Consider the following 24573-nt stretch of genomic DNA (forward strand, 5'->3'; position numbering starts at 1 on the left):
CGGTGCTCCTCAGTTGGCCGGGGAGGTGGCGTGCTGGCGTTCGACGGCCTCGTACAGGGCCCGGATGTTGGCGGAACCGAAGGTGCCCGCGCCCTGACGCTCGATCAGCTCCAGGAAGAAGGTCCGCCGGTCGTGCGCCGAGCGGGTGAAGATCTGGTACAGCTGGCCGCCGTGGTCCTGGTCGACCAGCACGTTCAGCTCCCGCAGGGTCTCCACCGGGACGTTGGTGGCCCCGATCCGCTCCGGCAGCGCCTGGTAGTACGTCTCCGGGGTGGAGAGGAACCGCACGCCGCGCCGGGTGAGTTCGCGCACCGCGACGGCGATGTCCCCGGTGTGGAAGGCCAGGTGCTGGACGCCCGAGCCCTCGTGCCGGTCCAGGAAGGTGTCGATCTGGCCCGGTGAGCGGGCGGTGTCCGGCTGGATCAGGGTGAAGGTGACCAGGCCGGACGGGCTCTGCACCACGCTGGAGTCCATCGCCTGGGCGCCGACCTCGATGTACTCGTCGAAGATCCGGCGGAAGCCGAGCGCCTGCTCGCAGAACTTCACCGCGTCGGGCAGCTCCCCGGCCGGTACGCAGAGCGCGGCGTGGTCGAGGAACTGGAGCAGCTCGGCGGCCGACCCCTCCGGGATCGCCCCCGGCTGCGGCTCAGGGAGCGGCTGAGGGTGCGGCTCAGGGAGTGGCTCCGGCAGCGCGACGAAGCGCAGGGCCACGTCGCCGAAGCCCGCCACCAGACCCGGGGCGAGCGGCCGGGCGCCGTTGCGCAGCGCCTGGTCCAGCGCGGCGGCCGGATCGGCGCAGCCGAGTGCGAAGACCGCCACCCCGTCCCCGTGCCTGGCCACGAACTCGGCCACCGGGTGGGTGGGTTGATCAGCCGAACTGAGCAGGAAGCGGATCGTGCCCTGGCGCACCCAGACCCGGCGCACCCCCGGCTCGGCGGTGACCGGTGGCTCCAGGGCGAAGGCGTACGCCTCCACCAGGTAGGCGGCGAACCGGTCCGCGTCGGCGCAGTGGAACTCGACGTGGGCGATGCTCTGGATGCTCAACGGATCTCTCCCGGCTGGAATCTGGTGGCGCGGGTGGACGGCGGGCCGAAGATCAGGCTCAGGTTGTGACCGCCGAAGGCGAAGGAGTTGGTGAGCGCGGCGCGGACCGGACCGGTGCGCGCGGCGCCCCGGACGTGGTCGAGATCGCAGGCCGGGTCGGGGTCGTCCAGGTTGAGCGTGGGCGGCAGTTCGCCCCGGGCCACGGCCAGCACCGAGACCACCGCCTCGACCGCACCGGCCGCCCCCAGCAGGTGGCCGGTGGAGCCCTTGGTGGAGCTGACGGCGGGCTGTGCCGAGCCGAACACGTCGCGCAGGGCGGCGGATTCGGCCTGGTCGCCGAGCTTGGTGCCGGTGCCGTGCGCGTTGACGTAGTCCACGTCGCCGGGGGCCAGGCCGGCGCTGCGCAGGGCCAGCCGCATCGCGGCGGCGGCGCCGGAGCCATCCGGGCGGGGCATGGTCGGGTGGTGCGCGTCGGTGCTGCCGCCCCAGCCGACCAGGTCGGCGTAGCCCGCCACGCCCCGGGCGTCGGCGTGCTCGGCGCGCTCGACCACCAGGACGGCGCTGCCCTCGCCGAGCACGAAGCCGTTCCGGCGCGCGTCGAACGGGCGGCTGGCCTGCGCCGGGTCGTCCCAACCCTGGGCCAGCGCCCGGGCGTTGGTGAAGGCGGCGGCGACGGTGGGGTGCAGCGAGGACTCGCTGCCGCCGCAGACCACCACGTCCGCGTCACCGGCCCGGATCAGCCGGAGCGCCTCGGCGATCGCCTGGGCGCCGGCCGCGCAGGCCGTGACCGGGGCCGAACTGTAGCCCCGGGCACCGTACTTGATGGCGATCCGGGCCGCCGCCATGTTGGCCAGCATGCCCGGCAGCAGGTACGGGCTGACGGCGGGCCGACCGCGTTCCAGGCGGCGGTGGGACTGCTGCTCGAAGGTCTCCAGACCCGCGCCGCCGGTGCCCAGCACCACGGCGATCCGGTCCGGTGCGACGTCCCGGCCGACCACGATCCCGGCGTCGGCCAGCGCGTCGTCCGCGGCGGCCAGCGCCAGCAGGACGAACCGGTCCACGCAGCGGGTCTCGGTCGGCGGCAGCACCTCGCGGCCGTCGATCGCCGGGGCGATCCCGGCGGCCGGCAGCCAGCCGAACGCCGGGTGGCCCTCGGGTACCGGGCCGATGCCCGAGCGTCCGGCGGTGAGCGCCTCGAAGACCTCCAGGGCCTTGCGGCCCACGGGCGTGACCAGGCCGAGGCCGGTCACCACGGCGGCGGTCCCGGCGGCGGCGGTCCCGCCAGGCGCGCTGTGTGCGGCGGCGGTGTGTGCGGCGGCGATCACCGGGCGGCCCGGGTGACGCTGCCGGCCAGGTGCCACTCGCGGAGCAGGACCTTGCGGACCTTGCCGGTGGGCCCGAGCGGGATGCGGTCGTCCGAGACCACCAGCACCCGGCGGACGGTGGCGGCCACCCGCTCCTCCAGCGCGGCCGTCACCTCCTTGGTGCGGTCGGCCAGTTGGTCCGCCTTCGGGTCCAGCTGGAGCAGCACGTCGGTGACCACCCGGTCGCCCTCGCGGACCGCGACCACGGTGCAGTCGAGCACCTCGGGGCAGGCGGCGAGCACCCGCTCCTCGGACATCGCGGTGTACAGCCGGTGCCCGTCGGGGAGTTCGACCGAGTCCACCGCGCGGTCCACGTGGTAGTAGTAGCCCTCCTCGTCCCGGTACATCAGGTCGCCGGTGAGGAAGTAGCCGCGGACCCGAGTGCGGTAGGTGGTGACCGAGTCGTTCCAGTAGCCGAGGGCCAGGGTGGGGGAGCTGGTACCCAGCTCGCCGATCTGGTGCGGCCCGAGCTCGGTGCCGTCCGGGCCGAGCACGGCGCAGTCCACGAAGGCGTGCGGGCGGCCGACGCAGCGGCCGTAGCGGTCGGTGTCCTGGCTGTGCGTGATGAAGAAGTGCGAGTGGCCCATCTCGGTGGAGCCGAGACCGTCCACGAAGACCGAGCCCGGGGTACGGACCCGGCCCTCGCGGGTGACGCCGGCCCGGGAACCGGTGGCGATCAGGCGGCGGATGTGCGCCTCGTGCGCGCAGTCGCCGGTGTTCCACCAGAGGGCGACGCTGTCCAGCCGACGGGTGCTCAGATCGTGCCTGGCCAGGTCGGCCCAGGTGGCGGCGAAGCCGATCACGCCGTGCGGTTGCCAGCTCTCCACCGCGTCGAGCACGCCCTCGCCGCCTTGGCCGGAGAGCAGCGCGAGCTGGGCCTGTGAGCTGAGGGCCAGGTTGGTGATGATCAGGGTGGCGGCGTGCGGGGAGGGCAGCGCGGAGAGCATCCGCTCGGAACCCTGCGGGCGGGGCAACGCCAGGCGGTGCCGGATGGCCGCGTACAGACTGTCGTGCGAGTGCACCACCGCCTTGGGCAGACCGGTGGTGCCGGAGGAGTGGGTGATCGCCACCGGGTCGCCACCCCAGTGCCGGTAGGGCTCGGGGGCGTCGTCGGGGTCGCCGAGGGCGAGCGAGGCGATCTCCGGCAGCAGCGGCGCGCCCGGGTCGTGCCCGGCCAGCAGCTCGCGGTGCGCCGGGTCGGTCAACACCCCGGCGGCGCGCAGCCGGTGGATGTAGCGGGCGGCCTTCTCACCGTCCAGGTTGGGGTTGAGCAGGGCCGGGATGGCGCCGAGCCTGGCCAGCGCGAGGAAACCGAGCACGTGGTCGGCGGCGGCGCTCGCGTAGATCACCACCGGGTCGCGGCGGCCGATGCCGAGCCCGTGCAGGGCGGCGGCCCTGGCCCGGACGGCGCGGTCCAGCTCGCGCAGGGTGAAGGGCTGCCAGGCGGCGTGGCCGTCGACCGGGGTGTCGAAGGTCAGCAGTGGTTCGTCGAGGCCCTCGCCGAGGGCGATCCGGGTGGTCAGGACGTTGCCTGCGCCCACGGCGGGGTCGTCGGCCAGTCGGGCCCGGATGCTGCGGATGCTCACGGTGAGTGGTCCCTCCCGATGGCCGGTGGCCATGCCGGTGAGATGAGCCGCTGGCGGGCAGCGGCGGGGATGACGGGGGGTTGCCGGGCGCTCGGACGCGCTTCGCGTGCCGGCGAGTGCCGGAAGGCGCTGGAGGTGCCGGAGGTGCCGGGGAGTGCGACGGAGGGTCAGGTGGCGGGGGTGACCAGGACGGCGACGGCCCGTCCGGGGTCGGCGGGGCCGGCCTGTTCGGCGGCGATCACCAGGAGCTGGTCGGCGTCGTCGTCGGCCAGCAGCAGGGACGCCAACTCGAAGGCGTCCGGCGGTACTTCACCCGGTGCGGCGGCCGGTGGGCTGGTGGCCACCACCGGTCCGGTCAGGTGCCAGCGGGCGGCCAGGTGGCCTAGTACGGCGTTCGGGTTGGACTGGAAGAACAGCAGCGGCGGCACCCGACGACTGCTGCCGGCCGCCTCGTTGATGGCTCGGGCGGTGCCGAGGTCACCGCTGAGGCTCGCCAGCAACAGCCCGGTCCGGCCCGGCAGTTCGCCGCCCCAGGCGTGCAGGCAGCGGTCGGCGGCGGCCACCACCAGCGGGTTGAACGGGGAGTCGGTGAAGCCGGGCAGTCGGGGGAGCTCGGTGTCGCCGGGCTCCGGCCAGCGGCCGTGGGCGAGCAGGCGAAGGCCGTTTACCGTGAGGTGAGCCTTCACGTCAGCGTGAGCGTTCACCTCGCCGCGACCGTTCGTGCGTTCCGCACCGTTTGCGCGCCCAGCACCGTTCACGTGATCGTGAGCGTTCACGCGGCAGCCACCAGCAGCGCGGTGTTGGCCCCGCCGAACGCCGAGTTCAGACTCAGCGCGTGCCGGGGCTCAGCCCGATGCGGCCCGGACAGCACCAGGTCCAGCGCGCAGTCCGGATCGGGCCCGAGCCAGCCCGCGTTGACCGGCAGCAGGCCGGTGCGCAGCGACTCGACGGTGACCGCCAGCTCGAGCAGGGCGGACGCCTCCAGGGCGTGCCCGTGCACGGACTTGCTGGAGCTGACCGGTGGCGGGTCGGCCCCGAAGACCGTGTGCAGTGCCCGCACCTCGGCCTGGTCCGCCAGCGGCGAGCCGGTGGCGTTGGCGTTCACGTAACCGATCTGATCGGGTGTCAGGCCGGCCCGCCCGAGCGCCGCCCGGATCGCCCGGGCCAGCCCGGAGCCGTCCGGTGCCGGACGGCAGACGTGGTACCCGTCGCCCGCCCGCCCCCAGCCGGCCAGTACGGCCAGCACCTCGGCGCCGCGCCGCAGCGCGACCGCCTCCGACTCCAGCACCACCGCCACCACGCCGTCGCCGAGCAGCAGCCCGCTGCGCCCGGCGCTGAACGGCCGGGCCTCGCCGTCCCGGGCCAGGGCCCGGCCGGCGTCGAAGACCGCGAAGGTGTCCGGTTCGACCAGGTAGCCGGCCGCGACCAGCACCCGGTCCTGCCGTCCGGCGGCGATCAGTGCGGCGGCGTCGGCCACCGCGCTGCCGGCCGCCACGCAGGCACCGGTGTAGACCCGGCCCGAGCCCCAACGCTCGTGCACGGGCGCGCAGGCGGCGGCCGTCACCGGGTCGCCGTGCCGGGCCAGCAGCAGCGGTCCGCCGGGCACGCCCGCCTGGTCGGTCGCCTCCGTCAGGACGGCCGAGAGCGCGGCGTCGAGGACAGGGGAGCCCGGCGCCGCCGCGGCCCGGCGGGCCTGGCGGTGAGTCACGTCGAAGCGGTCGACCGGGCCGAACCCGGGCTTCCCGTGGCTGGTGGCGGCCAGCAGCGGCCCGACACCGGCGCCGAACGCGGAGCGCACCCCGAGCCCGGTGACCGCCACCCGGACGCCGGTCACGGCTGCCCGCGTCCGGCCGGGCCGACCGCGGTCCGCAGCAGCTCGACCGCGTCGGTGACCGTACGGACCGCGTCCACCGCCTCGTCGGGCAGCTCGAGGTCGCCGTAACGCTGCTCGAACTCGGCGATCAGCCAAGTGAGTTCGAGCGAGCCGAGGCCCTCCTCGACCGAGTCGACGGAGCGGTCGTGGAACTGCGCCAGCACGGTCAGCACCTCTGCCCGGTCGGGCAGCGGCGCCCCGGTCACGCCGGGGTACCGGCGGCGGCGAGCCGGTTGGCCACGTCGGCGGTGAACTGGTCCAGGGTCATCAGCGCGGTGCCCTCCATGTCGTCCAGGTCGAACTTCACGCCGTACTCCTCCTCCACCTGGACGGCCAGGTCGGCCAGCGCGAGCGACTCCAGGTCGAGACCGGCCGGGCCGAGGTCGGTGTCACCGACCACCTCGGAGACGTCGTAGTTCATCTCGGTCAGGGCGGCGAGCACGAACTCGCGAATGGCGTCCTGCATCGGGGGGCTCCGTTCAAGGGTCGGGGGGTTGGTGGAACGCCCAGGCACTGCCCAGGAATTGCCCAGGCTTGCACTGGGGACGGCAAGGGACGGCAAGGGACGGGAAGAGACAGCGAGGAGGAGCGGGGCCGGAGAAGCTCAGTGCTCGGCCGGCCCGGCCGCCCGCAGCCCGGCCGGGTCGCGGAGCAGCTTGCCGGTGGCGGTCCGGGGGAGCACCGGGAGCAGCGAGAGCCGGCGCGGGCGCTTGTAGCCCGCGAGGCGGACCTCCAGCCCGGCCCGGATCTGTTCGGCCCCGGCGCCGTCGGCCGGGACCAGGTAGGCGGTGACCGCACCCGCCTCGAACACCACGACCGCTTCCCGGACCTCGGGCAGCGCGGTCAGGGTGTGCTCGACCTCGGTCAGGTCGACCTTGAGGCCGCCGATCGAGACCTGTGAGTCCCGTCGGCCGAGCACGGTGAGCAGTCCGGTCTCCCGGTCCAGCTCGGCGGCGTCGCGGGTGTGCAGCCAACCGTCGGACCAGCGGCTCGGATCGGTGAGCCCCAGGTACGGCGAGTCGGCCCGCCGGATGTGCAGTTCGCCGCCCTCGGTGCGCAGTTCGAGCCCGGGGACGGGGTCGGTGCCGGGGTACAGGGTGCCCGTCAGATCGGTGGCGATCACCCCGAGTTCGGTCATCCCGTACATGGTCCCGAGCGGCACCCCGTACCGTTCGCCGATCGCCGCGGCCACGCCCGGCCTGGTCAGCTCGCCCGCGACGATGATGCGGGTGAGCTGGGGCAGCGGGCGCGGGGCACGGATCCCGGCGAGCAGTTCGGCGTGGAACGGTACACCGATCACGGTGGTCGGCAGATCGTCCTCGGCGACGGTGGCCAGGATGCCGGCCGCCGTCATCCGCTCCGGCACGGTGAGCCGGACCCCGCTGTGCAGGCTGTGCAACAACCCGCCCACCAGGCCCAGTACATGGACCACCGAGGAGAGCAGCACGGTCCGTGACCCCGCCTGGGGGAAGCCGGGCAGGGCCCGGTAGCAGGCGAGCTCACGGAGCAGGTCGGCGGCCGTCCGGGCGATCACCTTGGACGGTCCGGTCGAGCCGGAGCTCAACTGCACCAGCACGTGCGGCGATCGGGCCGGCCGGCCGCCGGGCAGTGCGGTGGCGACCGGTTCGATCTCGCTGAACCCGCGCAGCCCCGAAGCCGGGTGCCGGTCCGCCTCGACCAGTACCTGCGGGGAGAGCCGGTCCAGCGCCGCCGCCACCTCGTGCTCCGTCAGCCGGTGGTCCAACAGGCAGACCTGGCCGCCCAGCTGCCAGGCGGCGAGCAGGGTGCCGACGTAGCCGAGCGAGGGCGGCAGCCGAAGGGCCACCGTACCGCCGGGCCCGAGCCCGGCGGTGGTCAGTTGCGCCACCTGGTCGGCGACCAGGGAACGCAGGGTGTCACGTGTCACCGGCTTTTCGAACCGGAGACACTCTTCTTGACCGGGACCGGCCAATAGGAAGTGTTCGACCCAGCGTTCCGGTGCGTCGGAATGCGGGGGCGGAGAGCTGGGGAAACCGGTCAACGCCACTCCACGAATGGGGGAGACAAAGATGGCAGTCGGTTCACTTTCGGCGGGTTGGAATTCCGCGTTCCCCGACCCTGGCACAGACGATTGGATCGGGTCAAGGTCTATACCAATGAGGGATCGGGCCCCTACGCTGCCGAGCCGGGAGCGGCCCACCCGCGGCCGCCCGGGAGGGTGGGGCGCCGATGGGTCCGCTGACGCTGCGGGAGGTCGAGGAGGACGCCCGGGGCCGACTCCCGGTCGCGGTCCGGGAGTTCATCGACGGGGACGGCGACCGGGAACGCACGCCGGCGGCCGACCTGAGCCGGTACGGCCGCCGGGGCTTCCGCCCCCGGACGCTGGTGGACGTCTCGGTCCCGGACCTGACGGTGGATCTGCTCGGCAGCACCCTGGCCGCACCGATCGGGGGCCGGACGGCACGGACTGCTCACGGCCGCCGCGATGTTCGCCGGCCGGACCGTCGAGGAGATCGCCGCCGACCTCCCGGTGCTGCTGGGCGGCGGCATCCGCTCGGGCGCCGAGGTGGCCACCGCGCCGGCGCTGGGCGCCCGGGCGGCGCTGCTCGGCCGTCCCCGCCCCGGTGAGCTCGACCGCAGCGCCCTCGCCGAATTCGGCGCCCGACCCGAGGAATTCGACCCACGGGCCCGGGTGTCCGACGAGTTCTCAGATTCCGTGTATTTCCAGTGAAAGGCAGCAGTGCAGTGGACAAGTTTTCCGACTGGGACTGGGAGAATCCGGAGACGCTGGCCGTCCGGATGGACGAATTCAGCGCCGGAGTGGCGGGCTGCGAGAAACTCGAGCCGATATCGGGCACCCTTCCGCACGGTCACCAGGATTTCCTCGACCTGGGTCTGACCGGAATCGAGTTCGCGGCATTCAAGACCGCGCACCCGAACGGTCTCGGTACCGACATCACCGCACTCACCAGCCCCGAGGCGAGCACCGAACCGGGCACCCTCTACCGGGTGGACGGCGAGCGCTGCTTCACCCAGCTGGACATCTCGCGGCCGCTGCCGTTCGCCGACGCCAGCGTGGACTGGGTCTACGCCGAGCATCTGATCGAGCACGTACCGCTACCCGTGGCGCTGGGCTGGCTGCGGGAGTGCCGCCGGGTGCTGCGCCCCGAGGGGGTGCTCCGCATCACCACGCCGGACCTCCGGCGCTACCTGACCAGCTACGTGAACGGCGACGGCTTCCTGGGCAAGCACCGGCGGCGGCTGAGCATGCTCGGCTTCGGCCCGCCGATGCCCGAGCGCAAGGCGTTCCTGATCAACCAGATCTTCCAGTACTACGGTCACCAATGGATCTACGACCAGGAGGAGTTGGAGTACGTGCTGGGTGAGGCCGGTTTTGCGCCCGAGGAGGTGCAATTGTGCGCCTACCGTGAAGGTCTGCACACTGAGATCGCAGATCTCGACACCGCGTTCCGCAGTGACGAGACGATCTATGTCGAGGCGTACCGGCGGACCTGACGAATGGTCATCCCGAAGTCCATCAGCTCCCTTTCCCCGAACGGAGGTTGAGCGAGGCCATGCCGCTCGACCCGCAAGTCCTGGCGCTGCTGGCCCGGCGCGCCGAAGCCGGTACACCCCCCCTCTACACCCTGACCCTGGACCAGGCCCGGGCCGCCGACCTGGCCGCCGTGCAGGCGGCGGGCGGTGCCCCCGAGCCGGTCCACTCGGTCACCGAGCTGGAGATCCCGGGCCCCGACGGCCCGCTCACGGTGCGCCTGTACCGGCCGCACGACGGTGCCGGACTCCCGGCGCTGGTCTACCTGTTCGGCGGCGGCTGGACGCTCGGCTCGCTGGACACCTGCGACGCGATCTGCCGTCGGCTGGCCAACGCCGCCGACTGCGTCACCGTCTCGATCGGCTACCGGCACGCCCCCGAGCACCCCTTCCCGGCCGCCGTCCGGGACTGTCACGCGGGCACCGTCTGGCTGGCCGGGCACGCGGCCGAGCTGGGCCTGGACCCGGACCGGATCGCGATCGGCGGGGACAGCGCGGGCGGCAACCTGGCCGCCGCCGTCACCCTGCTGGCCCGCCGCGAGGGCGGCCCCGCGCTCCGGCACCAGCTGCTGGTCTATCCCAACACCGCGTACCGGGCCGACACCGCCTCGGTCCGGGAGAGCGAGGACCCGCTGTTGTTCAACCGGCACTCGGTGGACTGGTACTGGGGCCACTACCTGAAGGCCGAGGCGGACGGCGAGGACCCGCTGGCCTCCCCGCTGCGGGCCGAGGACCTGTCGGCCCTGCCGCCCGCCACCGTGATCACCGCCGAGTACGACCCGCTCCGGGACGAGGGCGAGGCGTACGCGGCGGCCCTGGCGGCCGCCGGGGTGCCGACCGTGACCCGGCGCTACGACGGCATGGTGCACGGCTTCTTCGCGATGGCGGGCACCCTGGAGGCCGGCCGGGAGGCCCAGGAGTGGGCCGCCGGGCGGCTGCGGGCGGCGTTCGGGACGGACGGGTCGTCATGACGCTGTACCTGGACCAGCTGCACGGCTCGCTGGCCGACCCGCTGCTGGATGCGATGACCTTCCTGAACGAGATCACCGGCCGCCACCCGGAGGCGATCTCGTTCGCCCCCGGGCGCCCCTACGAGGGATTCTTCGAGACCGACCGGGTGGCCGAGTACCTGGACGCCTACCTGGAGCACCTGCGTGAGCGGGGGCTGACGGAGGACCAGGTCCGCAGCACGCTGTTCCAGTACGGCCCCACGAAGGGCATCGTGGCCGAGCTGATCGCCCGGACGCTGGCCAACGACGAGGGGCTGACGGTGGCGCCGCCGGCGCTGGTGGTCACGGTCGGCGCGCAGGAGGGCATGCTGCTGGTGCTGCGCGCGCTGTGCGCCGACCGGGACGACGTCCTGCTGGTCAGTTCGCCCTGCTACGTCGGCGTGACCGGCGCGGCCCGGCTGCTGGACATCAGCACCGTGCCGGTCCCCGAGGGCGACCCGGCGGCGGTGGCGGCCGTCGCGCGGGCACTGGTGGCCGAGGGCCGCCGCCCCCGGGCGCTGTACGTGGTGCCGGACTTCGCCAACCCGTCCGGGGTCAGCCTGCCGACGGCCGTGCGGAAGGAACTGCTGGCCACCGCCCGGGCCGAGGGCCTGCTGGTGATCGAGGACAACCCGTACGGCTTCTTCACCCGGACCGGCCGCACCCGGCCGACCCTGAAGGCGCTGGACCGGCACCGGGTGGTGGTCCACCTGGGCTCGTTCGCCAAGACCTGCTTCCCCGGCGCCCGGCTCGGCTACGTGCTGGCCGACCAGGAGGTGGTGGCGCCGGACGGGACCGTCACGCTGCTGGCCGACCAGCTGGCCAAACTGAAGAGCATGACGACCGTGAACACCCCGGCGCTCAGCCAGGCGGTGATCGGCGGCCTGCTGATCCGGCACGACTTCCGGCTGCGGGCGGCCAACGCCGCCGCGGTGGCCCACTACGCGGCCGGACTGACCACGCTGCTGGCCGAGCTGGAGCAGCACTTCCCGGCCGCCGAACGGGCCAGGCTCGGGGTGGGCTGGAACCAGCCGGAGGGCGGTTACTTCACCGTCCTCACGGTGCCGTTCCGGGCCGACGCGGCCGCGATGCGGCGCTGCGCGGAGCAGTACGGCGTGCTCTGGACACCGATGGCCGACTTCTACCCGGCCGGCGGCGGGGAGCAGCTGCTGCGGCTGTCCTCCAGCAGCCTGACCACCGATCAGATCGGCGACGGGATCAAGCGGTTGGCGGAGTTCATCCGGAGCGAGGCGGCCTGAGAACACGCTGGAGCGGGGCGGGGCCGTCGGCCCCGCCCCGCTCCAGCGTGCCGTGCTCAGCGCACCCGCTCCGCGAACAGCCGGGCCGACCACCAGACCGCCGCCACGGTGAGCACCGAGACGATCAGCAGGCTCTGCCAGACCGAGCTGTCCCCGATCCGGCCCGCGAACAGGGCGCGCATGCCCTCCACGGCCCAGTAGAAGGGGTTCCACTCGGCGATCGACCGCAGCCACTGCGGGGCCAGCGCCAGCGGCAGCAGCACGCCGGAGAGCAGCGCGATCGGCTGGGCCAGCGTGTTCACCACCGGGGCCAGCGCGGCGTCGCCGGGCACCAGCAGGGCGATGCCGTAGGAGACCGCCGAGGTCATCAGCGCCAGCAGCGCCATCAGGAGGTAGGCCAGCAGCAGGTCGAGCGGGGCCACCGTGAGGCCGAACGGCAGCGCCAGCAGCGTGATGATGACGGCCTGCACCATCAGGGCCAGCACCTCGCGCAGCGCCCGGCCGAGCAGCAGGGCCAGCCGGCTGACCGGGGTGACCCGGGAGCGTTCGATGATGCCGGCCCGCAGCTCGCCGAGCAGGCTGAACCCGGTGAACAGGCCGCCGAAGATGACCAGCACGGCGAGCAGGCCGGGGACGTAGATGCGGTACGCCTCCTCGTAACTCCCGACGCGCAGCACCGGCTTGAGCAGCGGGGCGAAGAGCAGCAGGTAGAACAGCGGCTGGATGACGCCGACCACCAGCCAGACCGGGGTGCGGACCATCAGCAGCACCTGACGCTGGAACACCAGCCAGGTGTCACGGGCGAGTTTCATGGGGCGGGTTCTCCGGCTTCGGACGAGCTGGCGAGCTACGGGAGCTGTGTGGTGGCCTCAGGCCAGGGAGCGGCCGGTGCGGGCCAGGAAGACGTCGTCCAGGCTGGGGCGCTGGAGCTGGATGGTGGCGGGCACCACGCCCGCGCCGTCCAGGGTGCGGAGCAGCTGCGGGACGGCCGAGGCGCCGTCCCGGACGTAGAGCCGCAGCCCGCCGTCCTCGGGGGTCTCCAGCCGGTGCAGGTCGGGCTCGCCGCGCAGGGCGCCGGCCGCCTTCTCCACGCTGTCGGGGTCGGTCAGGCCGACCAGCACCACGTCGCCGGAGATCTCCTGCTTGAGCGCCTCGGGGGTGCCCTCGGCCACGATGCCGCCGTGGTCGATGATGCCGATCCGGTCGCAGAGCGCGTCGGCCTCGTCCAGGTAGTGGGTGGTCACGAAGACCGTCATGCCCTCGCCGCGCAGGCGCCGGATCTCCTCCCAGACCTGCGCCCGGCTGGCTGGGTCGAGGCCGACGGTCGGCTCGTCCAGGAACAGCACGCCGGGGGAGTGGATCACGCCGAGCGCGATGTCCACCCGGCGGCGCTGGCCGCCGGAGTAGGTCTGGCACGGCCGGTCGGCGAACCCGCCGAGCTCGAAGGCGGCGATCGCCCGGTCGGCGCGCTGCCCGGCCTCGGTCTTGCCGATGCCGTGCAGTCTGGCCTGGTGGACGAGTTCCTCCCGGCCGCTGACCGTGTCGGTGGTGCCGCCGCCCTGGGCGACGTAGCCGATCCGGCGGCGGACGCCGGCCGGGTCGCGCCGCAGGTCGGCGCCCGCGACGGTGGCCTCGCCGCCGTCCGGGCGGATCAGGGTGGCGAGCATCCGCAGGGTGGTGGTCTTCCCGGCGCCGTTGGGGCCGAGGAAACCGTAGATCTCGCCGGCGGCGACGGACAGGTCGAGGCCGGCGACGGCGTCGACCGTGGTGGCCTGGCGGCCCTTGCGGGACTGGTAGGACTTGCGCAGCCCCGTGGTCTCGATCAAGCCGGAACTCCCGTACTGGGGTGGGCTGTCTGGGGATGGCCCGTCGCACGGGGGCGCCCTGGGGGCTTGTCGGACAAGCCCTGGTCCGGGCGCCGCGATCGGGCACTGCGGGTCACCCTAGGGTCTGGGCGGGCCCCGCGACAATGGTCTGGACCATCGGGTCTGTGCGGCGGCCGGCCGCGGCGGCCAGCAGCTCAAGCCGGTCAACTGCCGTGCGTGCGCCACCCTTCGCCCGAAGTTCCGCGCCGAGCCGCTCGGCCCCGGCGCGCAGGGCCGGCTCGGCCAGCGCCCGGCGGAGCGCCTCGGCGATCACGTCCGGCCCGGCCTGTTCGAAGGAGATCCGCAGCCCGGCCCCGGCGGCGGCCACCCGCTCCGCCACCAGCGGCTGGTCGTGCCGGATCGGTGCCAGCACCGGTGGCACGCCGTGCACCAGGGCCTCGCCGGTGGTGTTCAGGCCGCCGTGGCCGAGCACCGCCGCCACCGTGCCGCCCGCCAGCAGTTCCAGCACCGGGGCCCGCTCCACCGTCACCGTCCCGGCCGGGAACTCCGGCCAGAGCCCGCGCGGCGCCACCACCACGGCCTGTACGCCGGGGCCGAGCAGGTGCAGCGCGGCCGCCGTCCGGCGGAGGAAGTCCGTGGTCAGCTCCTCGGCCAGGGTGCCCATCGAGACCAGCAGCTGACGCCGGGTCGGGTCGACCCGCTCCCAGGGGAAGTCCGGCTGGGCCGGGCGGTCCGCCAGCACTGGGCCGACCAGGGCGTACTCCGCCGGATGCCCGCCGCCCGCCAGCGTCTCGCAGGTCAGGGCCAGCACCAGGTCGGGGGAGAAGCGCGGGTCGAGGTACGCGCCCGTGGGGAGGGCGGCCCGTTCCCAGAGACCGCGCAGCCGCTCCTCGAACCACGGCTCCAGCTCGGCGAACGGCCGCCCGAGCTCCATCAGGCCCGGCGCCAGCGAGGCCCAGGGCAGCCCGTGCCGATGCGCCGTCAGGGCGCCCGCAGGGGTGTGCTGGTCGACCACCAGCACGTCGGGCCGCCGGCTCCGGACGGCGCTGTCCAGGGCCTTGGCGGTGAACCGCGCGTACGGCACCACGAAGCCGTCCCAGAGCGAGTGCACCGCCGCCAGGCCGGAGCCGCCCTGCGGGCGGAACAGCCGGGAGCCGGTACTGACGATCTCGCTGCCCGGGTCCAGCAGGGCGCGCAACACGGGTTCGGAACCGGTCCAGACCACTTGATGACCACGGGCCAACAGCTCGCGGCCTAGACCAATTGTGGGAAATATGTGACCGGTCAGTGGCGGCACGACGAACATGAACCTGCTGGTCAAAGGGGTATGACGAGCCATCAGGGAGGTCTCCACCTGCTCGGGGGCGCCCGCGTTCGAAATGGAACGCATCTTGTGCGGCTCGCGGGGCGTGGGAATACTAGCCCGGTGACCGCACTGGAGGCAGTGGCCGTCCATCTGCCCGACCGTGCTGTGCCCATCGAGCTGGTCGGGGAACGGATCGGTCTGACCCCGCGCCAACTCAAACTCTTCCGCCGCTTCCACGGCCTGGACCAGGTGCGCCTGGACCCGGACGGGACGCTGCTCGACCTGCTCACCGGCGCCCTCGGCGCCCTGACCGAACTCCGGGGACGGGAACACCAGGTCCGGTACGTGCTGCACGCCCGCAGCATGCCGGTCTCCACGCCCTACCCGGCCAACCCGCTGCACGACCTGCTCGACCGCTTCGGCCTCGGCCACGCCAACGCCTTCGCGGTCACCCACCATGCCTGTGCGGCCGGCCTGCTGGCCATCGACCTGGCCGGCCGACTGCTGGCCGGCGAGTCCGACCCGGACGCGCTGGCGCTGGTGCTGACGGGGGAGAAGACCTTCACCCGGGACGCCCAACTCGTCCCGGAGACGGCCATCTTCGCCGAGGGCGCGGCCGCCTGCCTGATCCGGGCCGGCGGCGGACGGGACGAGGTGCTGTCGTACGCCGTCCGGCAGCTCGGCGAGTTCGACGGCCGGCTGGCCGAGGACCCGGAGCTGCTGGCCGAGTACCAGCGGGTCTATCCCGAGGTGATGGCCGAGGTGATCCGGCAGGCGGCCGACGAGGCCGGGATCGCCCTGGACGAACTCGCGCTGATCCTGCCGCACAACGTCAACAGCGTTTCCTGGCGCGGTCTGTGCCGTCGCCTGGGCTACCCGGTGGAACGGGTGGTGCTGGACAACGTGGCCTCGGTCGGGCACAGTTTCGCCGCAGATGCTTTCATCAATCTTCACACCGCCACCGCGCGAGGGCTGCTCCGGCCGGGTGACCGCTACCTGATCGCGGCCTCCGGACTGGGCGCCACCTTCTCGGCGATGGCCGTCCGCCACTGACGGACCGTCAGTTCCCCCCCTCCTCCAAGCCGGTCCCGGCTCTGCTGTCCGAGCCGTGCCATGCCCGATGGGACGTACCACCGATGGACGACACCACCCTGCAGACCGATCCCGCCCTCCGTGGCCGGGTGTTGACCAGCATCGGCACCCTGCTGCCCCGGGTGCTGAAGAAGGAGCTCACCGAAGTCCCGGAGAACGCCTGCCTGTTCGACGACCTCGGGCTCACCTCGGCCGGCACGCTGGAGCTGATCCTGGAGCTGGAGGAGGCGCTGGACATCCAGGTCGACGTCGAGCAGATCGGTGAGGACGACCTGCGCTCGGTCGCCAGCCTGGCCGACTTCGTCGCCGGACACACCATCACCGAGGACTGACCGGAATGGACCCGCACCCGGCCGGGCCCGGCGGACTGCGGATCAGCCGGGTGCTGGCCCAGGAGTTCGACGGACGCTCGGAGACCTCGCTCGACCCGGACCTGCGGGTCTTCGTGGGCGACCTGGCCCGGCCGTACGGGCTGGCGCTGCGCGAGGACCTGCTCGCCGAGGGCGTCGGCCACGCCTACGGCGAGATGGGCGAGGTGCTGATCGACCGGCTCGCGCTGGCCGAGGACCAGCCGGTCGACCTGCTGATCCTGGCCTTCGCGGTGCCGGACGTCCAGCCCGGCCGGGCGGTCACCCTGCACCTGGCCCGCCGCTGCCCCGGGCGGCCGCTCGCCTTCGCGATCGGCGACCAGGGCTCGGCCGCACCGTTCACCGCGCTGTTGATCGCCGACCGGTACGCGCGGACCGGGGCCTGCCGGCGCGCGCTGGTGCTGGTGCTGGAGCAGACCGCCCTGCACTACCTGCCGGCCGGCCCGGTGACGCTGCCGAAGCGGCACCAGGGCGTCCTGCTGCTGCTCGAACCAGCGGAGGAAGGACGGGAGATGACGATCCGTCAGCTCGACGGCCCGCCCGCCGGGGAGGCGCCGACCGGCGGGCCGGACCAGCCGCTGACCGGGTGCTGGGCCGACCTCGCTGCGGACGGCGGAGCGCTGCGGGTCATCGACCAGGACGAGCAGTTCGGCCGCTGGTCGGCCCTGGACCAGCCGGCCGTCCGGTGAACACCGACACGGTCGCGCTCTGGGTGATCCCGACCGACCAGCCCGCGCCGGTGGTGGACCGCCTGCACCGACTGCTCGACCAGGGCGAACGGGCCCGGGCCCGGGCCATGCCCGATCCGGCCCGCCGGGCCAGGTTCGTGGTCGGCCGGGGTGCGGTCCGGCTGCTGGCCGCCCGCCCGCTCGGCCTGGCGCCGGCCGAGCTGAGCTGGCGCCGGGGCCCGCACGGCAAACCCGAGCCGGTGCACAACCCGACCGGCGCGCAGTTCAGTTGGTCGGGCTCCGGGTCGCTCGCGGTCCTCGCCGTGGCGCACGGCCGCCGGGTCGGCGCGGACGTCGAGGAGCTGCCCGCCGAGCGGGTCGCGGTCCGGGTGGCCGGCCGGTACTTCCCGCCCGAGGAGGCCCGGTACGTCGCCGGCGGGTCGTCCGCCCGGCACCGCTCGGCCCGGTTCGCCCAGCTCTGGTGCCGCCGGGAGGCGGGCGTCAAGGTCTACGGCGGACGGCTCGCGCAGAGCCTGCCGCTCCGGCTGGCCGGGCGCAGCCCGCTCCGCTCGGAGGCGTTCAAGGCCCTTTCGCCGGGCCCCTGTTGGATCCGGGACATCCGGGTGCCGGGGCCGTTCCGGGCCGCCGTCGCGCTGGACGGCCCGGCCCCCTTCCTGGTCCGCCGCCGGACCTGGACCCCATACCTTCCGGTCGACCTCGCACCACCTGAGGCACCACTTGAGGCACCCCTTGAAGCACCACTCGAACCAGGAGCAGCCGATGACTGATCTTCACCTGTCGGGAGCGGCCACCCTGCTGCCCACCGACGTACCCGGCGTGGTCCTCTACTCCGGTGCCTTCGAGGCGCTGATCGCCGACCTGCGGCTGGGCATCGAGGCGCTCGGCGCCGACGAACCCTTCGAGCGGATCGCCGTCCCGCCGGTGATCTCCCGCGCGCTGGTCGAACGGGCCGGGTACGTCAAGGCGTTCCCGCACCTGCTCGGCACCGTGCACAGCTTCACCGGCACCGCCGCCGAGTGGGGCGAGCTCTCCGGCCGTCCGGACTGGCACGCCACCCAGCAGATCGGCGACCTGGTGCTGCTGCCTGCCGCCTGCTACCCGCTCTACGCCACACTGGAGGGGCAGGAGCTGGCCGGACCCGCCAGGTTCGCCACCTCCGCACACTGCTTCCGGCAGGAGGGCAGCAACGAGACGGGCCGGCTGCGCAGCTTCCGGATGGCCGAGTACGTCACCGCCGGGACCCAGCAGCACTGCGAGGACTGGCGGACCCGCTGGCTGGACCGGGTGGCCGACTGGCTGGGCGCGATGGACCTCAAGGCGGTCGTCGAGGTGGCCGACGACCCGTTCTTCGGCCGGGCCCGGAAGGTCTTCCAAGCCGCCCAGCGGGCCCAGGAGTTGAAGTACGAACTGCGGGTCGAGCTGGCCGACGGGCTGGTCCAGGCGATCGCCTCGGCCAACTGCCACAAGGACACCTTCGGCACCATCTTCGGCTTCACCGCCGAGGGCGAGCCCGGGCACACCGCCTGCGCCGCGTTCGGCCTGGAGCGGATCGCGCTGGCGCTGATCCACGCGCACGGGGCGTACCCGGCGCAGTGGCCGGAGCCGGTCCGGGCCGCGCTGACCGGGGAGTCGGTCCGATGAGCGTGATCACGGTGCAGTACGACGGCGGCAGCTCCGGCTCGGGGCCGCTGACCTTCGGTCAGGACAACATGATCCTGTGCATCCGCCGGGACGACCCCGACCAGATCAACAAGCACGCGGTCTGGCCGGTCCCGCCGGGCACCGAGCTGCCCGAGGTGCTGGCCGTGCTGCGGCAGCTGGCCGAGCGGCACGAGTCGCTGCGCACCCGCTTTCCGTCCGACGGCCCGGAGGGGACCCGGCAGGAGGTGCACGCCGCAGGCTCGTTCCAGGTGACCCTGGTGGAGGCCGGTCCGGACAGTGAACTCGACCTGCTGGCCGATGAGTTGGCCCGGAAGGACCGGCCCGTCGGCTTCGACCTGGCGGCCGACTTCCCGATCCGGTACACCCTGCTGACCCGGGACGGCCGACCGGTCCGGCTGGCCGTGGTGGTCTGCCACTCCGGGGCGGACGGCGCCGCCACCTCCCGGCTGTTCGAGGAGTGGTACACGCTGCTGAGCGGCGGCGAACTCCTGCCGCTCAGCGCGCCCACCCCGCTGGAGGTGGCCCAGGCCGAGCGCACCCCGCTGGGCCGTCGCCGGGCCACCGCCTCGCTGCGGCACTGGGAGCGGATCCTGCGCACCAGCCCGCAGGCGGTGTTCGCCGACTCCGGCATCACCGGCCCGCCCGGCAGGCTGGCCACCCTGGCGATCCGGTCGCCCTCGGCCGCCGCCGCGCTGGAGGCCGCCGCGCAGCGGACCGGCGCCAGCCCGTCCAGCGTGCTGCTCGGCATCTTCGCCGCCCTGGTCGCGCACCGGGCGGCCCAGCCCAAGCTGGTGATCGCCGCGCTGTCGGCGAACCGGCACCGCTCGCAGCTGGCCGGCTACGTGGGCACGCTGGCCCAGGACGCGCTGCTCGCGGTGGACACGGCGGCGGAGGACCTGGACGAGGTGATCGGCCGGACCAAGGCGGCCGCACTGGCGGGCTACTGGCACAGCACCTTCGACGCCACCCGGATCTGGGAGCTGATCGAGGACGTCGCCCACCTGCGCGGCTCGCGCTGGGCCCGCCAGGTGGTGGTGAACGACCTCAGCATGACCATCCCGGACGCCGCCGCCCACGCGCGCCCGATGCCGGCCACCGATCCGGAGCTCAGCTGGTACCCGGAGGAGGAGGTGCCGGTCCGGGTGATGCTGAACATCTGGCGGGTCCGGGACTGCGTCGAACTCTCGCTGCACACCTGCCCGCAGGTGTTCGACCGGGCGGACAGCGAACGGCTGGCGCGGGGTCTGCTGACCCTGGTCGAGGCGGCGGCGAACGGTCCGGTGGCGCTGGACGGGCTGACCGGCCTGACCGGTCTGGAGCCCGGGGTGCGGGACGGCGAGTGGGAGTCGGTGGACGGCTCCTGGATCGACCTGGCCGCCGTCCGGGAGCTGCTGACCGCGACCCTGGGCGCGGAGACCCGCCCGGTCGTGACGGTGGCGGACGGGCGGCTGACCGCCCGGCTGGACGCCGGGACCAGCGCGCTCACCCCGGCCGAGGCGCACCGTGCGGTGCTGGCCGGGCTGTCCGGTCGGCAGACCGCGATGGCCCCGCACCACTACGTGATCGACGGGGCCGTCCCGGCCGAGGGAAGCGGCCGGGACGGTGGGGTCACCGACTGGCAGGCCCTGCTGGGCTGAGCCGGGATCAGCTGTTCTGGGCGGCCCAGAACTCGTCGAAGTTCAGCACGCCGTCCTTGCTGGTGTCGGCCTTGTTGATGATCGCCTGGGCGACGGTCTCGGTGACGTAGGGGTCACCGAGCTCCGCCATCGCCTTGGTGTACTCGGCGGCCGTGATGAAGCCGTCGCCGTTGGCGTCGAAGCGTGCGAAGACCTGCTTGGCGGTCTCGATGTCAGCCATGGTGGTACCCCTCCTGATGGGTCGTGGTGCAGGTACTTTATCGGCCCGTCGGGAGAGGTGCGGACGCCGGACCCCCGACCGGGACCCGCAGGTCAGCAGCCCGGTCCCGGGCGGTCAGGCGGACCGCTTGGCGTAGTCCGCGTAGCCCTGCCAGTCCAGCAGCACGCACGGCTCGTCGCCGACCACCCAGGCGTCGTGCCCGGGGGCGATGGTCATCACGTCGCCGGGGCCGAACTCCTGCTCGTCACCGTCGTCCATCCGGACGGTGATCCGCCCCGAAACGCAGTACCCGGCGTGCGGCGCCTGGCAGCTGTCGGTCCCCGCGATCGGCTTCACATGCTCGGACCAGCGCCAGCCGGGCTCGAAGGTGGCCCGGCCGACGGCGACGCCGTCCATGTCCACCAGGGCCAGCTGTCCCATGCCCGCCTCGAAGGGGCGGACCTCCTCGGGTGTCTCCAGGCTCTTCCGCAGCAGGCCGGACATCACGCCACCTCCTCGGCGGCCGCCCGGACGGGCTCCTGCCGTCGCAGGGACGGTCCTTCTTCCCACGGTACGCCGCCCGCGGTGCGCGTTCCGTGCCGCCGCCGGCCGGGGGGCGGGTGGCGGTGGGCGAGGGCGGCAGGCTGGCTAGGGTGGCCGCCATGCAGAGACATCTGGAGTTCGAACGACTGCACAACTTCCGCGACCTCGGGGGCTACCGGACCTCGGACGGCCGGGAGACCCGGCCCGGGCTGCTCTACCGCTCCGACTCGCTGGGCAAGCTGGCGGGGGAGGACCTGGCACGGTTCGAGAAGCTGGGCGTGCGGACGGTGATCGACCTGCGCTACTCCTGGGAGATCGAGCGCAAGGGCCGGATTCCGGAGCTGCCCGGCCTCGGCTACCACAACCTCAGCATCGAGCACCGCCCCTACGACCAGGCCGCGTTGGGCCCCGAGGTGGACCCGGCGGTGTACCTGGCCGAGCGGTTCGCCGAGGTGGCCTCGGACGGGACGGCCGAGATCCGGGCCGCGCTGGAGGTGATCGCCGACCCGGCGAGCGGGACGGTGGCCTTCCACTGCGCCTCGGGCAAGGACCGCACCGGAATCATCGCCGCCCTGGTGCTCACCCGGCTCGGCGTCCCGGAGCAGACGGTGGTGGAGGACTTCGCGCTCACCGGGCTGGCCACCGAGCGGCTGGTCGCCGAGTGGCACGCCTCCTACCCCGACCTGGTGATGCGCTGGCCCGGCTACGGCCGGGCCCCCGCCGAGCTGATGCGCCGGTTCCTGGCCGACCTGGCGGAGCGGTACGGCTCGGTCGACGGCTACCTCACCGAAGAGCTGGGCCTGGGCGAGGAGTTCACCACCGCGCTGCGCGCCAAGCTGCTCGCCTGAGCTAGTGCCGGGCCCGGTCGAGGGCGGCCGTCAGCACCTGCGGGGCCGCCACCAACGAGGGCCCGTACCAGGTGAGGTGACGGCCGCTCAGCAGTGCGGCCGGGATGCCGGGAAACGCCTCCGGGCCGTCCTCGGCGGTGAAGCGGTACGGCTCGTCGGGCAGCACCACCAGCTCCGGGCGGGCCGCCAGCAGCTCACCGATCGGGATCGCCGGGTACCGCTCGGGGTGGTCGGCGTGGATCAGCCGGACGCCGAGCCGGTGCAGCAGGTTCCCGGCGAAGGTGTCCCGGCCCAGCACCATCCATGGCCGCCGCCAGATCGGCACCACGGCGCGGACCGGCGCCCGGGCCGGCAGCTCCCGCCAGGCCGACTCGGCGGCGTCCAGCCAGCCCGGCCGGGCCAGCCCGAGGTCGTCGGTCAGCAGCGCGGCCAGTTCCTCGAACGCCTGCGGCAGCGTCCGCACCTCGGTGACCCGGACGGACAGCCCGGCCGCGCGCAGCGCCGCCAGGTCGACGGCCCGGTTCTCTTCCTCGTTGGCCACCACCAGATCCGGCCGCAGCGCCACGATCCGGGCCAGGTCCGGGTTCTTCGTCCCGCCGATCCGCGCCACCGCGAGATCCGCGGGCTCGCTGCACCAGTCCGTCACCCCGACCAGCAGCTCCCGCCCGCCCACCGCGATCGCCTCGGTGAGCGAGGGCACCAGCGACACCACCCGCATCGTCATCCGGCCACGCTACCGCCCGGCCGGATGGATGTGCCGGGAAGGTCACGGAGCCGCCACGGGGGTGAATCAGGCGGGGCGGAGGGGCGTGCCGGGCTGCCGGGCGGGTACCCGCAGGTCATGGGACTCATTCGCAGGCGCCGCCAGGACGACTCCGTACCCGAGCCGGGCGGGGAGGACGTGGCGGGTGAGCTGGCCGCGCTGTCGGCCGAGATGGAGCGCAGCCTGCCGGAGGCGAACCCGGCCGTCCAGGAGGCGTGGTACCGGCGCAAGGGCGCGCAGCGGGCCCGGGTGCTGGTCGGTTCGCTGACCAAGGCGCTCGGCCGGGGCGGGGTCGCGGCGGCGAAGGGCGCGGGGCTGGGCGGCAAGGCGCTGGCCGACCGGCTGGTGCTGGCCGCGCCGCGGATCCCGATCCGCAGCCTGGCCACCCTGCGCGCGCAGCACCCGACGGCGGCCACCCCGGAGGAGCTGGCCGAGCTGGTGACGCTCGGCGCCTGCCGGTCCTCGGCCGCGCTCGGCGCCGGGGCGGGCGCGGCGGCGATGATGCCGGTGCCGCCCGCGATGGCGGTGGAGATCGCGGCCGAGACGCTCTCGGTCGCGGCGGTGGAGATCAAGCTGATCGCCGAGCTGCACGAGATCTACGGGATGCCCGCGGTCGGCACGGCCGCCCAGCGGGCCGCGGCGTACGTCGGCGCCTGGGCGGACGGCCGGGGGATCGACCGGGCGGCGCTGATCCGGCCGGCCGGGCTGGCCGCGATGGCGATCGGCTCGGAGGTGCGGCAGAAGGTGCGCAAGCGGCTCACCCGGAGCACCCTGCGCAAGCTGCCCTCGCTGACTCCGCTGCTGATCGGGGCCGGGATCGGCGCCACCATGAACCGCCGGGACACCCGCAGGCTGGCCGACCAGGTCCGGGCCGACCTGGTCGGGCGCAAGGTGCTCGACCCCGGCTACTGGGCGGCGGCCGCGCCCGCGCTCGGGGCGGGGGACCGGCGGGCGGTGGAGTCCTGACGGTCCGAACTATTGACGGTCCGTCTAATAATCTCTAGCTTCTCGGGCAGAGGGGTGCGTCGTGCCCTTCGGCGAGCCCGAGGAGGAGAGAGCCGATGACCACCGCAGCCGGCCGCAGGCCGACCGGAAGGACCGCCCCGGAGGAGTGGCCGGAGGAGCGCCGACGGACCGCCGAGCGGCTGCTCGCCTCCTCCGCCAAGGTCTCCTTCGACCCGCTCACCGAGGTGGACTGGGCCTCCCCGCCGGTGCCCGGCCGCTACTACAGCCCGGCGCACAACCTCTCGCTCTACGGCACCCCGCTCTGGGACGCGCTGACCGAGGAGCAGCGGATCGAGCTCAGCAAGCACGAGGTCGCCAGCATCGCGAGCGTCGGCATCTGGTTCGAGGAGATCCTGATGCAGATGCTGCTGCGGCACGCCTTCGACCGTGACCCGACCAGCGCGCACGTGCAGTACGCGCTCACCGAGATCGCCGACGAGTGCCGGCACTCGGTGATGTTCGCGAAGATGATCTCCTGGATGGGCGTGCCCACCTACGGGCCGGGGCGGCTCTCGCACGAGCTGGGCCGGCTGTTCAAGACGATCTCGACGCACAGTCAGACCTTCGGCGGCACCATGTACGTCGAGGAGATCCTGGACGCCTTCCAGCGCGAGCTGATGAACGACGAGTCGATGCAGCCGCTCACCCGCCAGGTCTCCCGGATCCACGTGATCGAGGAGTCCCGGCACATCACCTACGCCCGCGAGGAGCTGGTTCGCGCCAAGGTCGGCCCGGTCCGGCGCCGCTACGAGCAGCTGCTGCTCGGCCTGGTGGTGCACCGCTCCACCGTCGGCCTGATCAACCCGAAGCTGTACGCGGCGGTCGGCATCGACCCGAAGGTGGGCCGCAAGGCCGCCCGGAACAACCCGCACTGGCGCGCCACCAAGACGCAGATGGCGGCCAAGGCGATCGGCGTGCTGGACCGGGCCGGCCTGGTCGGCCGGACCAACCGCTGGCTGCTCCGGTCGGCCGGGGTGATCTGAGGGGCT

Annotated in this window: 27 protein-coding genes and 1 pseudogene; 14 read left to right on the forward strand and 14 right to left on the reverse strand. The window is 73.6% G+C overall.

The features are described from left to right. Positions 1–9 precede the first annotated feature (9 nt). From hppD to OHV05_RS33205, 8 genes are all read right to left on the reverse strand, one after another. Positions 10–1044, reverse strand: coding sequence for a 4-hydroxyphenylpyruvate dioxygenase (hppD, locus tag OHV05_RS33170; protein ID WP_405021007.1), 1035 nt, complete (start codon positions 1042–1044; stop codon positions 10–12). Further along, the gene (locus OHV05_RS33175) at positions 1041–2405 is read right to left on the reverse strand and encodes a beta-ketoacyl-[acyl-carrier-protein] synthase family protein (protein ID WP_405021008.1); all 1365 of its coding nucleotides are present in this window, start codon (positions 2403–2405) and stop codon (positions 1041–1043) included. The genes hppD and OHV05_RS33175 overlap by 4 nt, the downstream gene beginning before the upstream one ends. Beyond that, positions 2366–3994 (reverse strand): class I adenylate-forming enzyme family protein, encoded by a 1629-nt coding sequence (locus tag OHV05_RS33180; protein ID WP_405021009.1) that lies wholly within the window; start codon positions 3992–3994, stop codon positions 2366–2368. Before OHV05_RS33180 ends, OHV05_RS33175 begins: the two co-directional genes overlap by 40 nt. A 167-nt stretch (positions 3995–4161) precedes the next feature. Beyond that, positions 4162–4680: a hypothetical protein gene (locus OHV05_RS33185; protein WP_405021010.1), complete on the reverse strand. Its 519-nt coding sequence runs from the start codon at positions 4678–4680 to the stop codon at positions 4162–4164. Between the two features lie 86 nt (positions 4681–4766). Then, positions 4767–5828: a beta-ketoacyl-[acyl-carrier-protein] synthase family protein gene (locus tag OHV05_RS33190; protein ID WP_405021011.1), complete on the reverse strand. Its 1062-nt coding sequence runs from the start codon at positions 5826–5828 to the stop codon at positions 4767–4769. Beyond that, entirely contained in the window at positions 5825–6073 is a 249-nt protein-coding gene (locus OHV05_RS33195) for an acyl carrier protein (RefSeq protein WP_405021012.1), read from the reverse strand. Before OHV05_RS33195 ends, OHV05_RS33190 begins: the two co-directional genes overlap by 4 nt. Further along, positions 6070–6333 carry a phosphopantetheine-binding protein gene (locus OHV05_RS33200; RefSeq protein WP_403035576.1) on the reverse strand — a complete coding sequence of 88 codons (264 nt, stop codon included), beginning with the start codon at positions 6331–6333 and terminating at the stop codon, positions 6070–6072. The genes OHV05_RS33195 and OHV05_RS33200 overlap by 4 nt, the downstream gene beginning before the upstream one ends. Positions 6334–6471: 138 nt before the next feature. Beyond that, on the reverse strand, positions 6472–7773 hold the full coding sequence (locus tag OHV05_RS33205) for a class I adenylate-forming enzyme family protein (protein WP_405021013.1): 1302 nt from the start codon (positions 7771–7773) through the stop codon (positions 6472–6474). 302 nt (positions 7774–8075) lie between these two features. Here OHV05_RS33205 and OHV05_RS33210 point away from each other — a divergent pair. The 5 genes and pseudogenes from OHV05_RS33210 to OHV05_RS33230 form a co-directional block, all read left to right on the forward strand. Further along, a pseudogene (locus tag OHV05_RS33210) lies at positions 8076–8285 on the forward strand (alpha-hydroxy-acid oxidizing protein); the annotation flags it as partial. 46 nt (positions 8286–8331) lie between these two features. Further along, positions 8332–8577: an alpha-hydroxy-acid oxidizing protein gene (locus OHV05_RS33215; RefSeq protein ID WP_405021014.1), complete on the forward strand. Its 246-nt coding sequence runs from the start codon at positions 8332–8334 to the stop codon at positions 8575–8577. Between the two features lie 14 nt (positions 8578–8591). Beyond that, entirely contained in the window at positions 8592–9362 is a 771-nt protein-coding gene (locus OHV05_RS33220; protein ID WP_405021015.1) for a methyltransferase domain-containing protein, read from the forward strand. A gap of 59 nt (positions 9363–9421) precedes the next feature. Next, entirely contained in the window at positions 9422–10369 is a 948-nt protein-coding gene (locus OHV05_RS33225; protein WP_405021016.1) for an alpha/beta hydrolase, read from the forward strand. Beyond that, positions 10366–11646 carry a PLP-dependent aminotransferase family protein gene (locus OHV05_RS33230; RefSeq protein ID WP_405021017.1) on the forward strand — a complete coding sequence of 427 codons (1281 nt, stop codon included), beginning with the start codon at positions 10366–10368 and terminating at the stop codon, positions 11644–11646. The genes OHV05_RS33225 and OHV05_RS33230 overlap by 4 nt, the downstream gene beginning before the upstream one ends. Before the next feature lie 56 nt (positions 11647–11702). Here OHV05_RS33230 and OHV05_RS33235 read toward each other — a convergent pair whose 3' ends face one another. From OHV05_RS33235 to OHV05_RS33245, 3 genes are all read right to left on the reverse strand, one after another. Beyond that, positions 11703–12458: an ABC transporter permease gene (locus OHV05_RS33235; protein ID WP_405021018.1), complete on the reverse strand. Its 756-nt coding sequence runs from the start codon at positions 12456–12458 to the stop codon at positions 11703–11705. Positions 12459–12515: 57 nt separating this feature from the next. After that, positions 12516–13472 (reverse strand): ATP-binding cassette domain-containing protein, encoded by a 957-nt coding sequence (locus OHV05_RS33240; RefSeq protein ID WP_405021019.1) that lies wholly within the window; start codon positions 13470–13472, stop codon positions 12516–12518. A 112-nt stretch (positions 13473–13584) separates the two neighbouring features. Next, a complete protein-coding gene (locus OHV05_RS33245; RefSeq protein ID WP_405021020.1) occupies positions 13585–14673 on the reverse strand; it encodes a glycosyltransferase in 1089 nt (362 codons plus the stop codon). A gap of 225 nt (positions 14674–14898) precedes the next feature. Between OHV05_RS33245 and OHV05_RS33250 the strand changes: the two genes are divergently transcribed. The 6 genes from OHV05_RS33250 to OHV05_RS33275 all read left to right on the forward strand — a co-directional run bounded on the left by OHV05_RS33250 (position 14899) and on the right by OHV05_RS33275 (position 20226). Continuing rightward, positions 14899–15831 (forward strand): 3-oxoacyl-[acyl-carrier-protein] synthase III C-terminal domain-containing protein, encoded by a 933-nt coding sequence (locus OHV05_RS33250; protein WP_405021021.1) that lies wholly within the window; start codon positions 14899–14901, stop codon positions 15829–15831. An 83-nt stretch (positions 15832–15914) separates the two neighbouring features. After that, positions 15915–16202 (forward strand): phosphopantetheine-binding protein, encoded by a 288-nt coding sequence (locus OHV05_RS33255; RefSeq protein ID WP_403035551.1) that lies wholly within the window; start codon positions 15915–15917, stop codon positions 16200–16202. A 5-nt stretch (positions 16203–16207) separates the two neighbouring features. Continuing rightward, entirely contained in the window at positions 16208–16927 is a 720-nt protein-coding gene (locus tag OHV05_RS33260; RefSeq protein WP_405021022.1) for a hypothetical protein, read from the forward strand. Beyond that, positions 16924–17694, forward strand: coding sequence for a 4'-phosphopantetheinyl transferase family protein (locus tag OHV05_RS33265; RefSeq protein WP_405021023.1), 771 nt, complete (start codon positions 16924–16926; stop codon positions 17692–17694). The genes OHV05_RS33260 and OHV05_RS33265 overlap by 4 nt, the downstream gene beginning before the upstream one ends. After that, complete coding sequence (locus OHV05_RS33270) at positions 17687–18568, forward strand: hypothetical protein (protein ID WP_405021024.1); 882 nt, start codon at positions 17687–17689, stop codon at positions 18566–18568. Before OHV05_RS33265 ends, OHV05_RS33270 begins: the two co-directional genes overlap by 8 nt. Next, complete coding sequence (locus tag OHV05_RS33275) at positions 18565–20226, forward strand: condensation domain-containing protein (protein WP_405021025.1); 1662 nt, start codon at positions 18565–18567, stop codon at positions 20224–20226. The genes OHV05_RS33270 and OHV05_RS33275 overlap by 4 nt, the downstream gene beginning before the upstream one ends. A gap of 7 nt (positions 20227–20233) precedes the next feature. Here the strand turns inward: OHV05_RS33275 and OHV05_RS33280 are convergent, their stop codons facing one another. Both OHV05_RS33280 and OHV05_RS33285 read right to left on the reverse strand, forming a co-directional pair. After that, positions 20234–20446, reverse strand: coding sequence for an EF-hand domain-containing protein (locus tag OHV05_RS33280; RefSeq protein WP_403035537.1), 213 nt, complete (start codon positions 20444–20446; stop codon positions 20234–20236). A gap of 114 nt (positions 20447–20560) precedes the next feature. Continuing rightward, positions 20561–20929 carry a cupin domain-containing protein gene (locus OHV05_RS33285; RefSeq protein ID WP_405021026.1) on the reverse strand — a complete coding sequence of 123 codons (369 nt, stop codon included), beginning with the start codon at positions 20927–20929 and terminating at the stop codon, positions 20561–20563. Between the two features lie 158 nt (positions 20930–21087). Between OHV05_RS33285 and OHV05_RS33290 the strand changes: the two genes are divergently transcribed. Beyond that, a complete protein-coding gene (locus OHV05_RS33290) occupies positions 21088–21816 on the forward strand; it encodes a tyrosine-protein phosphatase (RefSeq protein WP_405021027.1) in 729 nt (242 codons plus the stop codon). Between the two features lies 1 nt (position 21817). Here the strand turns inward: OHV05_RS33290 and OHV05_RS33295 are convergent, their stop codons facing one another. Then, a complete protein-coding gene (locus tag OHV05_RS33295; RefSeq protein WP_405021028.1) occupies positions 21818–22540 on the reverse strand; it encodes a helical backbone metal receptor in 723 nt (240 codons plus the stop codon). A 117-nt stretch (positions 22541–22657) separates the two neighbouring features. On the opposite strand from OHV05_RS33295, the gene OHV05_RS33300 reads away from it, so the two are divergent. Both OHV05_RS33300 and OHV05_RS33305 read left to right on the forward strand, forming a co-directional pair. Beyond that, positions 22658–23545: a hypothetical protein gene (locus tag OHV05_RS33300; RefSeq protein ID WP_405021029.1), complete on the forward strand. Its 888-nt coding sequence runs from the start codon at positions 22658–22660 to the stop codon at positions 23543–23545. A 95-nt stretch (positions 23546–23640) separates the two neighbouring features. Continuing rightward, positions 23641–24567, forward strand: a complete 927-nt coding sequence (locus tag OHV05_RS33305; RefSeq protein ID WP_405021030.1) for a diiron oxygenase — start codon at positions 23641–23643, stop codon at positions 24565–24567. Positions 24568–24573 lie beyond the last annotated feature (6 nt).

The organism is Kitasatospora sp. NBC_00070, from assembly GCF_045041205.1.
In the GTDB taxonomy this organism is placed as follows: Bacteria; Actinomycetota; Actinomycetes; order Streptomycetales; family Streptomycetaceae; genus Kitasatospora.